Below are 12,075 nucleotides of genomic sequence, written 5' to 3' on the forward strand. Positions count from 1 at the left end.
TTACTCTCCTCCCGCTTCCGTCTGCGCCTTTGCCGCCTGTACGACGTTCTCCATCAGCATGGCGACAGTCAAGAGCCCCACGCCGCCCGGTACGGGCGTGATCGCTCCCGCAACCTCGGACACGCTTTCAAAGTCCACATCGCCGACAAGTTTCTTCGGCGCAATGCGGTTGATCCCAACATCAATAACGGTCGCTCCGGGCTTCACCATATCTGCTGTGACAAAGTGCGGCTGCCCGACCGCAGCAACGAGGATATCCGCCTCACGCGTGATCGCGGCGAGGTTTTCCGTACGCGAGTGACAGAGCGTAACGGTCGCGTGCCGCTCGAGGAGCAGCATCGCCATCGGTTTTCCGACGATATTGCTGCGCCCGATGATGACCGCGTGTGCGCCCTCCATCCGTATCCCCGCATATTCGAGCATGCGGATGCAGCCCGCCGGCGTACATGGGCGCAGCCCAGGCGTACCGAGAAAGAGGTGTCCGACACTCACGGGATGGAAGCCATCCACATCCTTGCGCGGATCGATGCGGCTCAGCACCTCCTCCGAACTCTCCGAAAGAGGCTTTGGCAACGGCAGCTGCACGAGAATGCCGTGCACTTCCTCATCTGCGTTGAGCTCGTCGATACAGGCAAGCAGTTCCTCCCGCGTAGTCTCAGCGGGCAGAGGGATATGATGGGATCGTATTCCCAGCTCCGCGCAGGCTTTCTCCTTGTTGCGGACATAGACCTCCGAGGCAGGATCGTTCCCCACGATGATAACGGCAAGGCATGGATGGACGCCGCACTCACGCAGCATGAGCGCCCCATGCTGCGCGCTTGCCTTGATGCGCGCGGCAAATTCCTTGCCATACAGTATGCGTGCCATGATGCTCTCCTTTTTTAGTATTCCTTACACCAAATAACTGATCCACGTAAAGACAAAAATTGCGATGGAAACAATCCCGTTCCTCATAAAATACATCTGCGTCACGCGTGAGAAATCCGTTGGGCCCGCAATGCGGTGCTGATAGACAAGCGTTCCTGCCGCGATGCCGACACCGATGTAGTACGGGAATGTGAGGTGCATCATCACGCCGAGCGCGACAAAGAGGAGAATCGAAAAGACGTGCATCGCACGCGAGATTTGAAATGCACCATGCGCACCGAACGTGACCGCGAGGGAGTGGAGTCCCTGACTGCGGTCAAACTCCTCATCCTGTGCCCCATACATCGCATCAAATGCGGCGATCCAAAGCGCAACGGCGATGAAGAGGACGACCATCGGCAGCTCGATCTTCCCGCTGATCGCCACCCATCCACCCGCAGGTGCCATGCCGATGGCGATGCCGAGGAAGAGATGCACCCAGCCCGTCACGCGCTTCATGTACGGATAGATGAGGAAGGGCACGGCGGCAAATGGCAGGAGACGGATGCAGACAGGGTTCAGCTGCAAGACGGCAAATACAAGCACAAGGAGGCACACGCCTATAAAGACGAGCGCCTCCTTCTTTGTCACGCGCCCCTGCACCATCGCACGATAGGCGAGACGGGGCTGCTGTTTGTCGTATTTCAGATCTGCGAGATTGTCGAGAGCGAGTGCGGCGGAACGCGCCGCCGTGATAGCGAGCACGATCCAGCCAAGGTCGCCGATCGGAGGATTCCCTCCCGACGCAAGCAGGGCTCCCATCAGAGCGAACGGCAGGGAGAACACCGTATGGTGAAAGGCGGTATTGTTGATATGCGCCCGCAGACGCTCCATCCACCAGCTCAATCCAGACCGAACTCCTTCCAGCGTTCATTGACACGCTTCACAATGTCCTCCGACATTTCGATCTCATCGGGCCACTCGCGTGTGTGCCCTTCCTCCGGCCACGTCTTCGTCGCGTCGATGCCGAGCTTCGAGCCCCACTTTGCCATCGGCGAGGAGTGGTCGAGCACGTCCAAAGGCCCCTGTACGATCTCAAGGTCATACTTCGCGTCGATGTTGTTGAAGACGCGCCACCAGACTTCCTTCATATCCTGCACGTTGACGTGTGCGTCCACGACAATGATCATCTTGACGTTCATCATCTGCCCCATCCCCCAGAGCGCGTGCATAACCTTGCGTGCGTGCATTGGGAACTGTTTCTTGATGGAAACGACGATGCAGTCGTGGAACACACCCTCAAGCGGCATGTTCACATCGACGACCTCGGGCAGCATCTGCTTCAAGAGAGGCAGGAAGATACGCTCCGTCGCCTTGGCGAGGAAGCAGTCCTCCATCGGCGGCTTGCCAACCACCGTCGCGGAATAGATCGGGTCCTTCCGATGGGTGATCGCCGTGATATGAAAGACGGGATAATCGTCTGCGAGCGAGTAGTAGCCTGTGTGATCGCCGAACGGCCCTTCGCGGCGCATCTCGTTCGTATCGACGTAGCCCTCAAGGATGATCTCCGCCGTCGCGGGCACTTCGAGGTCGACGGTCACACATTTCACCAGTTCGACCGATTTATGACGCAGGAATCCCGCAAAGACCATCTCGTCAATGTCGCGCGGGAGCGGTGCCGTCGCTGCATAGGTCACAACGGGATCGGTGCCGATGGCGACCGCCGCCTCGATACGTTCACCGCCACGCGCCTTCATGTCGCGGAAGTTCTCCGCACCGTTCTTGTGGATGTGCCAGTGCATCCCCGTCGTACGGCTGTCGTACTTCTGCAGACGGTACATGCCGACGTTGCGCTTCCCCGTTGCGGGGTTCTTCGTAAAGACGAGCGGCAGAGTCACGAAAGGACCGCCGTCATCCGGCCAGCATTTCAGTATGGGGATCTCGTCAAGGTTCGGATTCTCCGTCTCGATGACCTCTTGGCATGGCGCATTCTTCACGTATTTCGGGAAGTTGATCGCCTTGCGCGCCATCGGGATAAGCGTCATGAGGTTCATCTTGTTCTGGAGCGAGATGTGTGGGATCTTGAGGAGCTCCGTGAGCTCGTCCGCGACATCGTCGAGTTTCTCCACGCCAAATGCAAGCGCCATACGCTCGTAGCTGCCGAACGCGTTCATGAGGACGGGCATCTTCGAACCCTTGACGTTCTCAAAGAGCAGGGCGACGTTCTCCGCCCCCTCGCGCTTTGAGATGCGATCCGTGATCTCGGTAATCTCGAGCTCGGGGTCGACCTCCGCCGTAATGCGTCGGAGCAGTCCACGCTCCTCAAGTGCGGCGATGTATTCGCGCAGATCCTTATATGCCAAGATGTTCCCTCCTATTTTCTGAGTATAAAACGAACAATCAAATAGCCGACACCGTAGAGCGCGATCATCGGCAGTGCGATCATCGACTGCGTGAATACGTCGGGTGTCGGCGAGATCACAGCAGCGATGACGAACGAAAGAAAGATGACGATGCGGGCGTATTTTTGCAGGAATGCAGACGTGATAATGCCCATCTTGCCGAGAATCGTGATGACGAGCGGCAGCTCAAAGACGAAGCCAAACGGCAGCACGAACATGATGACGAACTCGAAGTAACGGTTCACAGAAAAGAGTGCCTCAAGTTCCTCGTTGCCGAATCCCTTGAAGAACATGATTGCCGCAGGGAATACGAGGAAGAACGAAAACGCGAGCCCCAGGAAGAAGAGGATGACCGAGACGGGCACAACAATCCCGAGCACAAGGCGCTCCGCCGGCGTGAGTGCTGGCAGGAAGAACCGCCACACATGGTAGAAGATCACGGGCAGCGCGAGAAGAAAGCCCACGACAACAGCGATCTTGATGTAGGTAAAGAACGCCTCCGCAGGCTGCATATAGTAGAGTTTTCCGACCGGTACGGTCAGATAGTGCATGATGTCGTCGATGAAGTAATAGCCGACACCCGAACCCACTGCAACTGCGAGCAAGCACTTGATAAGGCGCGAACGCAGTTCCGTGAGGTGTGCGATAAGCGACATATTGCCGTCATCGTCCGCCGCGCCCCCCGCATCCTGCTGTTCAGGCAATGTAGGCGGTGTCACGGGTGGGGCATCCACAAACACAGGGGCAGGCTGCTCCCCGCCCGCGGCCCCCTGCTGCTCCTGCTCAGGGGATTTTGATTCCTCCGCCATGGGTCAGCTCTTCGCCTCTGTTTTCTCGTGCTCGGGCAGACGCTTTGCCTCCTCAGTGACGTTGATCTCCGTGCGAGCGTCCTGCTGTGGCTCGTTGTTTGCCGATTTGAACTCCTTGATGCTCTTGCCGAGCGCCTTGCCGATGTCGGGCAGACGACCGGGACCGAAGACGACAAGACCGATGATGAGGATGAGGACGAGTTCGGGAACTCCCAGACCAAACATAAGAACCTCCTAAAATATACTATGCTCTATTTTCTGTATTAGATGTATTCTGCTCTGCCTTGTGCGCCTCGACTGCCGCCGCTGCGGTAGCTGCGGTCGGTGTTGCCGTGGGTGTCGGTGCTGCGACGGTTGCTTCCGTCGTCGCCTGTACCGTCTGTGCGGACTGGGCGGTGGTCTGCGCCGTAGGCGGCGCAGGCGGCGGCTCGGGTGCATTGATCGCCGCTGTCAGAGCGTTCGATGCCTTGCGGAACTCGCGGATGCCCTTGCCGAGCGAGCGCCCCATCTCGGGGAGCTTGCCGGGTCCAAAGACAATGAGCCCGACCACTAGGATCAGGATCAGTTCGGGTACGCCAATGCCAAACATGGATATCTCCTTCTTATGGCTGATAAAATATGTTCTAAAATTCTCTGCGACCGATAAAATCCGCCGCCATCAGGCAGGTCTCGCGGATGCGCTCATCGAGTGTCTCTGGCAGGGCGTTCTTCGCGCGTTCCAGATAGGCATCCGCCTTCTCCTGCGCATAGTCCAAACCATCCGTTGTACGGACGATTTCAAGGGCGCGTACGACCTCCGCCTCCGTCAGCTTTGGATTCGTAATGAGTGACGTCAGCTCCGCGCGTCCCGCCATATCGAGCACCTCAAGAGCGCGTATGACGGGCAGAGTTACAAACCCCTGAGCGAGATCATGCCCCGCCGGCTTTCCGATGTCCTCTGAGGTCTGCCGATAGTCGAGCAGATCGTCCGTGATCTGGAACGCCATGCCGATGGCATGCCCGTAAAGTGCCATTCTCTCCGTATCCGCCGCACTCATGCCGCCGATGGCAGCTCCGAGCTCGCAGCAGGTCTCAAGGAAGTCCGCCGTCTTCTTGCGGATGCGCTCATAGTAGTCATCCTCACTCGCGGGCACTTGATAGACGGTATGATCCTGAAGGATCTCGCCCTCACTCAGCGTGCAGACAAGCTGCGCAAGCTTAACGTAAACCGACGAATCATATCCTGCCTCCGCAACGAGCTTGAACGCACGCGCAAAGAGGTAGTCGCCGCTCAGGATCGCGACCTGATTTCCCCATTTGGAATTCGTGGTCGCCGCACCACGCCGCGTATCTGCTTCGTCAATGACATCATCGTGCACGAGGGAAGCCGTGTGGATCAACTCAAGTGCAATCGCAATCGGCATCGCACGCGTACGATCAAACGATGCGCCGCCGCGTGCCGCAAGCAGGAAGAGTGCGGGGCGCAGGCGCTTCCCGCCGGAGGATACAAGATGTTCCCCGACATCCGTAATGAGCGGGGTATCGGAGATAACAGACGCAGCAAGCGCCGGTTCAAATTCCTCAAGATCTGCCTGTATGACATCAAACATGTCGCTTTTCAACGTCGTATCACCTACAATGGGCGCATCTGTGGAGCGCCGCCACTTTCTGTTATCTGTATGTAAACCTCCACACATTCTATCATATTGCGCCCATACCGTCAAAATTATTTCATGGCAGTCTCATGAGATGCATACAATTATCTTTTCTGCAAAATGAGTGCACTGCCAACCGAACGCTCCGTACCGTCCGAGGGAGAGTTCACCACATCTCCGTCCACATAGAGTGCGGATGAGCCCCCGCCGTCGAGATTGATTGCGTTCTGCACGCCGAATTTTACGAGCAGCTCGGCAAACTCCGTGAGCGTCAGCCCGTGGCTGTGCTCCTGACGTCCGTCGACGACGGCAAAGACGATCTTGCCCGCCTTCGTCACACCGACGGCACTGCGCGGTGCACGTCCATAGCGGATGTCGCCCGGAAACTGTTCCTCGCCCGCTGTCACACGCACAGCGCCGTTCTCGACGAGACGCGGCCCTGCACCGACGATCTGCTCCGCACGATCCCACATAGCGCCCGTCTGCTCCGTAAGCACGGTCGGATCACCGACGCGTGTGCCCGCTGCCGCAAAGGCATCCATCGATGTACCATGCACGGAGATGACATAGCCGTCCGAGGGAATCGCGGAATCATTTGTGTTGATCTCTGCAACACGCCCGTCACGGATCACGTATTCCAAACCGTACGGATTTGTCCCTGTCGATCTGCCGTAGGCGCGGTTATAGATGACGAGTCCATTCTCACCGCGCTCGACATTGACCCCTGAGACGGGAAGCGTCACCTGATCGATCTTCACCGTCCCGTTGTAGGAGACTTTGCCGAAAACAAAGGAATCGTCAGGCATCACGCCGAATGCACTGCGGTCATAGTACGTCGTGCCGACAATCGTGCCGTCGATCTTCGTCACACCAAGGATTGTGCCGTCGGACGCAAAATAGGAGGCGTTGATCGCCGCTGCCGCATTGGTATCGTGTGCAATTCCGCTCACGGTCTGCCGCCCCAGGATAATTCCGCGTGCAAGTGCGGGGCGCACGCGATATTTCGTTGGATCAGCTTCCGCAAAGTATGCCGTCACCTGCCCATCCTCATCTTCGTAGATGTAGGTGCGCATCATCAGCCCTGCCGCAATTGTTTCTTCCTTCAGAATGGGCAGTTTCGGTTTTTCGGTCTGCTCTTTTGTATCGTCGTCCAACGGCTTTACGGGCTGTACAGGCGGCGTTTCCACCTTTGCAGGGGACTGTTTCCCCGCTCCCGCGGGAGCAATATCGAGGAAGACGCGGAACGGCTTCGTCAGATTGCCAATGTTGTAGTTCATGCCCTTTGCCATTGTGACGGTGACGTAGAAATGTCCGCGCCGCGCGGCATAGGAAACCCCATCGATGCGCTTCGTCCGCACGGAGGGGCGCACGAGCTTCGCCGCATCCGTATCCACAAAGTCAAAGGTGAGCTCGCGCCCATCGTCCGATAGATTGACGTGATAGACGGGCATCTCCGTGAAGTCAAAGACAATACGGTCGCGTTCCGCCGTACTCGACGTACGCAGACCGTTCAGGCCCGCCGCCCACGCATAGGAGGATGCCGCCAGCAGCAGCGCCCCTGCCAGCACCATGATTTTCTTTAGAATACGCATAAACACTCCAAACTAAGCGAATAATCAGTGCAATAGAAAAAGGAAGCTGCACGGGCAGCCTCCCCTCATAAATCTGTATTATCTCTCACCGTGTCTTGATGGTCAACTGCTTATACATCATATCCGCGATGCCGATGCCGCCGCTCTTTGCCGCCGCGTTCATCAGCTCTGTATCGCGCATATCCTCAAAGATCTCAAGTGCATTGGACTTTTTCCCAAACGGCTCGCTCTCGGGCACGGTCGCACGCATCTGCTTATACATCATGCTGAGGAACATCGCCTCGAAGCCCTCGCACGCCTCGCGCAGCTTCTTTGCCTCGACATTCTCCGCTGCCATCGTATTCTTTGGCGCATAGCCTGTCGTCTCCGAAACAGTGTCTCCTGCCACCTTGCGCTGAAGCTCGTCGAGTTTCGCTTGGAAGGACTGCCCCTCAGCGTTCATACGTGCAGCATCGTAGGAGGGCTGTGCTGCACCACTCAAAAGAGAGTGATCGATTGACTGTATCGTCATGCGTTCCTCCTCCTGTCTACACAATATCAAGCTCGGCGTGCAGCGCACCCGCCGCCTTCATTGCCTGCAAAATTGAGATTGTATCGCGCGGGGTCGCGCCCACAGTATTGAGTGCACCCACGATATCGCTGATGTTCGTCGTCGCGGGCAGGATGATCGTGCTGCCCTTCGTCTCCGTGACCTCCACGTTTGGATCGTCCGACACCACCGTATTGCCGTAGCTGAACGGTCCCGGCTGCGAGACATCCGTATTGGACTGGATGCGGATCGTGAGCCCGCCCTGCGTGATCGCAACGGCATCCACCGCAACATCACCGCCCATGATGATCGTCCCCGTGCGCTCGTTCACAACGACGCGCGCCATGTTGTCGGGACGGACGGGCAGGTCCTCAATCGAGGCGACAAAGCCGACCACGTTCCCGCGGAAATAGGACGGGATCGCCACATCCACACGCCCGGGATTATTTGCCTGTGCAATGCTGCCATACTGTGCGTTGATCGCCCCCGCGACACGCGATGCCGTTGTAAAGTCGGGACGCGCAAGCGAGAGGGAGATCATCCCGTTCGAGCCGATGCCGTCGTCCTCAACCGTGCGCTCGACAATACCGCCATTCACGGCGATACCGACCGTCGGAAACGCCTTTGTCGTGCTGCTGCCGCCGCTTCCTGCCGTAAAGCCGCCCGTGGAGACACCGCCCTGCGCGACGACGTAAACCTCGCCATTTCCTGCGCGGAGCGGGGTCTGGAGGAGCGTCCCACCGCGCAGGCTCTTCGCATCGCCGATGGAGGAGACCGTCACGTCGAGGGTATCCCCCTCACGTACGAAGGGGGGCAGCGTCGCCGTCACCATGACCGCTGCGACGTTCTTGAGCTTGATCGAGCTGCTGTTGACGGTAATGCCGTAGGTTGTCAGCATATTTGCAATCGACTGCACCGTTTCGCCCGAACTCGAGCCGTCGCCCGTGCCGTCCAGGCCGACGACCAGTCCATAGCCCATGAGTTGGTTGGAACGCACCCCCTGTACCTTGGAGATGTCCTTGATCCGCGTCACGGCGGAGTCCGCCGCCGCAGTCCCCGGCAGTGTGCCGAGCACGAGCGCGAGGAGGAGCAGAAGGACGGTAAATTTCTTCATAACATGCGCCTCCCGTCAGAACAGAATGTTGAAGATCTGTGTAAGAATACCCTGCCGCTGCTTTGCGTTGAGAGGACCCTTCCCATCAAATCGCACCGTCGCATCCGCGACGCGCGTGGAGAGGATTGTATTGGAGCTCGAGATGTCCTCTGGGCGGCAGGTGCCGCGAAAGACAATCTTGTGCTCGTTTTTGTTCTGCCAGATCGACTGCGTCCCCTCGAGGACAAAGTTGCCGTTCGGCATGACATCCACCACGGTAACGGTGACGTTGCCCGCAACACGGTTCGATGAGGATGCGGAGCCCTTTGCACTGAACTTGTCCGAGCCGCTCGCCGATGCCGCCTGCAGGAAGTCAAAGATGCCAAGTCCCGCACCGAGATGGACCGAGCCGCTCTTCTCGTTCGCGGAGCTGCGCGTCGCCGAGGTCGTCGTCGACTCACTGATGACGATGGTGACAATATCGCCGATGCCCGTCGCGCGATGGTCAGCGAACGGGCTCTTCGCAGGATGCCCGCTCGGGGTGTTCCACAGGGATTCTGCCGAGACGGCGGGAGCAAGACTTGCCGTACAAAGGACAGCGGCCAGCATCCCTGCGAGCCATTTTTGTTTTCTCATATCGAACTCCTTATGGAAATATCTGCCTACGCCGCACCATCACAGCACAGCTCTTCCTTCATCCGATGATCCGCACTGTCGCGCCATCAATCACCTTGCCGCGCAGAATTTTGCCTGAGCGCACATTGCGCACACGGATCTCATAGCCGACGCGTCCGGGCTCGAGTGCCACGCCCTCGGCGCGTACGACGATGCCGTTTGCGTCCAGGATCAGCTCCACCGCGTTGCCCGCGTGCATGACCAGCGGCATCGCAAGCATCGAGGGCGTGATGGTCGCATCTTTGCGAATGTAGCGCCCCGCCACACGCCCCTCAAGCCGTGTAAAATCTGTGAGGGTAAGCTCCGGCGGCGTATCCACCGCACGCTCCTCAAGCCGCGTATTTGCAGCGGAGATCTCTCCCTCCGCACGAATGTCCGTCATGGCAACGAGCACGCGGTCATAGACCGACAGTCGATAGTAGCTCGTCGCACGCCGATTCAGCACGCCGTCGATGTAGACTGCAAACACGGCGGGAAACTCACGGCTGTAAGGCAACCCACGCGGAAACTCGACAACGGCGGTCACCTCGCCCGCAGGGAGGTGCAGGGTCGATGCCGCACGCTGCAGGCGCAGCTCATGCCGACGTGTCTCCCCCATTGCAGAAAGCTTTTCCTCGATCTTCTGCGCGGCAAGCGCGTCAAGCTGCGCAGAGGACAGGACCGTCGGGAAATAGTCGCCCTGCGTCGGTCCATATGCGGCAGCAGAAGGTGCTCCCGCCCACAGAAAAGCGAATAAGCCACTCCATAGGCATAGAATGGCTGTTATCGTACCTTGCTTGAGAATCAACGCTTGAGCGAGTTTGCAATCTCGAGCATCGAATCTGATGTCGTGATCGCCTTGGAGTTGGACTCGTATGCACGCTGGGAAACGATCATCTCGACCATCTCCTCTACGATCTGCACATTGCTCATCTCAAGCGTTCCCTGCGCGAGCGTACCTGCGCCGTCCACGCCGGGATTCGACTCGATCGCCTCGCCCGAGGCATCGGACACGACGAAGAGGTTCTTGCCGATGGAGGTAAGCCCCGCCGGATTGACGAAGCGTGCGAGTGTGATCTGCCCGGCCTCCTGCTGCTGCGTCTGTCCCGCCTCGCGGTAGGAGACACGCCCATCACCCGAGATCGTGATGGAGTCCGACGGTGCATTCTGACCGATCGTAATGCCGTCGGCGAGCAGGTAGCCATCCGTCGTCACCATGCGGCGATCGCTGTCGAGCTTCCACGTTCCGTCGCGTGTATACGCCGTCGATCCGTCGGGCATTGTGACGCGGAAGAAGCCCTCGCCCTGAATGCCGATGTCCGTTGGGTTGTCCGTTGTCTGCAGGGGTCCCTGTGTAAAGACGCGCTGCGTCGCCGCCACGCGCGTACCGAGACCGATCTGAAGTGCGGTTGGGTACTGCGAGTCCGCACCGTTCTGTGCGCCCGCCTCGCGGAGCGTCTGATAGACGAGATCCTGGAACTCCGCACGCACCTTCTTGCCGCCATGCGTGTTGACATTGGCGATGTTGTGCGCGACGATGTCCATGTGCGTCTGCTGCGCCTTCATGCCGGACGCTGCAGACCAAAGTGCTCGCATCATAGTCGATATCCCCCTCCAAGGAATGATTACACGTTGTTCACTCTATTATATCGTATGGATCTAACATTTTCTTAAGTATTTTTAAGTCGTGCGGCCGACATCATTGACCGCCTTGTCGAGCAGCGTGTCCTGCGTCTGCACTGCCTTCGAGCCCGCCTCGTAGACGCGGTAGTTATTGATGAGCTCGACCATCTCTGTGACGACGCTCGTGTTCGACATCTCAAGCAGTCCCTGCTCGATCGTTCCTGTCGCCTGCTGCGGCCGTGCGCCCTCCTGCGGACGGTAGAGGTTGTCTCCCTGCTTGATAACCGCTTCGGGCGCATCGAACTCTACAAAGCCGAGCTGGGCGATCTGAGCGCCGTCCGCGTAGATACGCCCATCGCCCGTGATATTCACGCGCTGTGCATCCGCCGGAATGGTGATCGGGCGTCCTTGCGCCGAGAGGACTGCCTGTCCGCGCACATTCTGCAGCTGCCCGTTTGCGGAGCGGTAAAAGCTGCCATCGCGCGTATAGCGCGGTCCCTGCGGTGTGTCGATAACGAAGTAGCCCTGCCCCGAGATCGCGAGGTCATAGGTGTTCCCCGTTGTCTGCATTGCACCCTGCAGGTGATCCGTCGCAATCTCGTCGACGGCAGAGCCGAGGCCGAGCATGCCGACACGCGGTGGACGATTGCCTTCGATGCGGAAGCCCTTGAAGCTCGTCACCTCTGTGTCGGCGGAGTGATCGTTGATGCGGCGCAGAAGCATCGGCTCGAACTCGCGAATCGCCATATCGTCGCGCTTGTACCCCGTTGTCGAGGCGTTCGCGAGATTGTTCGCGATCATATCCGTATGCTTCGTCTCTGTAATCATGCCCGAAGCCGCGATATAGAGTCCTCTCCACATAGTTCATCCCTCTTTTTCCCACAAAAGTTCTG

14 protein-coding genes are annotated in these 12,075 nt (G+C 58.5%); all 14 read right to left on the reverse strand.

Going from position 1 to position 12,075, the window contains the following annotated elements:
• On the reverse strand, positions 1-867 hold the full coding sequence (gene folD / locus HMPREF9334_RS08280; protein WP_006693015.1) for a bifunctional methylenetetrahydrofolate dehydrogenase/methenyltetrahydrofolate cyclohydrolase FolD: 867 nt from the start codon (positions 865-867) through the stop codon (positions 1-3).
• Between the two features lie 24 nt (positions 868-891).
• Complete coding sequence (locus HMPREF9334_RS08285; RefSeq protein ID WP_006693016.1) at positions 892-1,740, reverse strand: 4-hydroxybenzoate octaprenyltransferase; 849 nt, start codon at positions 1,738-1,740, stop codon at positions 892-894.
• Between the two features lie 8 nt (positions 1,741-1,748).
• Positions 1,749-3,209 carry a menaquinone biosynthesis decarboxylase gene (locus HMPREF9334_RS08290; protein WP_006693017.1) on the reverse strand — a complete coding sequence of 487 codons (1,461 nt, stop codon included), beginning with the start codon at positions 3,207-3,209 and terminating at the stop codon, positions 1,749-1,751.
• Positions 3,210-3,220: 11 nt separating this feature from the next.
• Entirely contained in the window at positions 3,221-4,057 is an 837-nt protein-coding gene (gene tatC, locus HMPREF9334_RS08295; RefSeq protein WP_006693018.1) for a twin-arginine translocase subunit TatC, read from the reverse strand.
• A gap of 3 nt (positions 4,058-4,060) precedes the next feature.
• A complete protein-coding gene (tatA, locus tag HMPREF9334_RS08300; protein ID WP_006693019.1) occupies positions 4,061-4,282 on the reverse strand; it encodes a twin-arginine translocase TatA/TatE family subunit in 222 nt (73 codons plus the stop codon).
• A gap of 19 nt (positions 4,283-4,301) precedes the next feature.
• On the reverse strand, positions 4,302-4,646 hold the full coding sequence (locus tag HMPREF9334_RS08305; protein WP_006693020.1) for a Sec-independent protein translocase subunit TatA/TatB: 345 nt from the start codon (positions 4,644-4,646) through the stop codon (positions 4,302-4,304).
• A gap of 34 nt (positions 4,647-4,680) precedes the next feature.
• A complete protein-coding gene (locus HMPREF9334_RS08310; RefSeq protein WP_006693021.1) occupies positions 4,681-5,646 on the reverse strand; it encodes a polyprenyl synthetase family protein in 966 nt (321 codons plus the stop codon).
• A 149-nt stretch (positions 5,647-5,795) separates the two neighbouring features.
• Positions 5,796-7,283 (reverse strand): phosphodiester glycosidase family protein, encoded by a 1,488-nt coding sequence (locus tag HMPREF9334_RS08315; RefSeq protein ID WP_006693022.1) that lies wholly within the window; start codon positions 7,281-7,283, stop codon positions 5,796-5,798.
• Between the two features lie 85 nt (positions 7,284-7,368).
• The gene (locus HMPREF9334_RS08320) at positions 7,369-7,794 is read right to left on the reverse strand and encodes a rod-binding protein (RefSeq protein WP_006693023.1); all 426 of its coding nucleotides are present in this window, start codon (positions 7,792-7,794) and stop codon (positions 7,369-7,371) included.
• A gap of 16 nt (positions 7,795-7,810) precedes the next feature.
• A complete protein-coding gene (locus tag HMPREF9334_RS08325) occupies positions 7,811-8,926 on the reverse strand; it encodes a flagellar basal body P-ring protein FlgI (protein ID WP_006693024.1) in 1,116 nt (371 codons plus the stop codon).
• Between the two features lie 15 nt (positions 8,927-8,941).
• Entirely contained in the window at positions 8,942-9,541 is a 600-nt protein-coding gene (locus tag HMPREF9334_RS08330) for a flagellar basal body L-ring protein FlgH (RefSeq protein ID WP_006693025.1), read from the reverse strand.
• 58 nt (positions 9,542-9,599) lie between these two features.
• Positions 9,600-10,367: a flagellar basal body P-ring formation chaperone FlgA gene (gene flgA / locus HMPREF9334_RS08335; protein WP_006693026.1), complete on the reverse strand. Its 768-nt coding sequence runs from the start codon at positions 10,365-10,367 to the stop codon at positions 9,600-9,602.
• Positions 10,364-11,158 (reverse strand): flagellar basal-body rod protein FlgG, encoded by a 795-nt coding sequence (gene flgG / locus HMPREF9334_RS08340; RefSeq protein ID WP_006693027.1) that lies wholly within the window; start codon positions 11,156-11,158, stop codon positions 10,364-10,366. The genes flgA and flgG overlap by 4 nt, the downstream gene beginning before the upstream one ends.
• An 81-nt stretch (positions 11,159-11,239) precedes the next feature.
• Positions 11,240-12,043 (reverse strand): flagellar basal-body rod protein FlgF, encoded by an 804-nt coding sequence (gene flgF / locus HMPREF9334_RS08345; RefSeq protein ID WP_006693028.1) that lies wholly within the window; start codon positions 12,041-12,043, stop codon positions 11,240-11,242.
• Between the last annotated feature and the right edge of the window lie 32 nt (positions 12,044-12,075).

The sequence above is a fragment of the Centipeda infelix ATCC 43532 genome (assembly GCF_000234095.1).
Lineage (GTDB): Bacteria > Bacillota > Negativicutes > Selenomonadales > Selenomonadaceae > Centipeda > Centipeda infelix.

Bases quoted from the DNA above. Each gene is read 5' to 3' on its own strand.
- HMPREF9334_RS08325 (WP_006693024.1), bottom strand. From the start codon at position 8,926: ATGAAGAAATTTACCGTCCTTCTGCTCCTCCTCGCGCTCGTGCTCGGC.
- flgF (WP_006693028.1), bottom strand. From the start codon at position 12,043: ATGTGGAGAGGACTCTATATCGCGGCTTCGGGCATGATTACAGAGACG.
- flgG (WP_006693027.1), bottom strand. From the start codon at position 11,158: ATGATGCGAGCACTTTGGTCTGCAGCGTCCGGCATGAAGGCGCAGCAG.
- HMPREF9334_RS08315 (WP_006693022.1), bottom strand. From the start codon at position 7,283: ATGCGTATTCTAAAGAAAATCATGGTGCTGGCAGGGGCGCTGCTGCTG.
- tatA (WP_006693019.1), bottom strand. From the start codon at position 4,282: ATGTTTGGTCTGGGAGTTCCCGAACTCGTCCTCATCCTCATCATCGGT.
- HMPREF9334_RS08330 (WP_006693025.1), bottom strand. From the start codon at position 9,541: ATGAGAAAACAAAAATGGCTCGCAGGGATGCTGGCCGCTGTCCTTTGT.
- tatC (WP_006693018.1), bottom strand. From the start codon at position 4,057: ATGGCGGAGGAATCAAAATCCCCTGAGCAGGAGCAGCAGGGGGCCGCG.
- HMPREF9334_RS08310 (WP_006693021.1), bottom strand. From the start codon at position 5,646: ATGTTTGATGTCATACAGGCAGATCTTGAGGAATTTGAACCGGCGCTT.
- HMPREF9334_RS08320 (WP_006693023.1), bottom strand. From the start codon at position 7,794: ATGACGATACAGTCAATCGATCACTCTCTTTTGAGTGGTGCAGCACAG.
- HMPREF9334_RS08285 (WP_006693016.1), bottom strand. From the start codon at position 1,740: ATGGAGCGTCTGCGGGCGCATATCAACAATACCGCCTTTCACCATACG.
- folD (WP_006693015.1), bottom strand. From the start codon at position 867: ATGGCACGCATACTGTATGGCAAGGAATTTGCCGCGCGCATCAAGGCA.
- HMPREF9334_RS08305 (WP_006693020.1), bottom strand. From the start codon at position 4,646: ATGTTTGGCATTGGCGTACCCGAACTGATCCTGATCCTAGTGGTCGGG.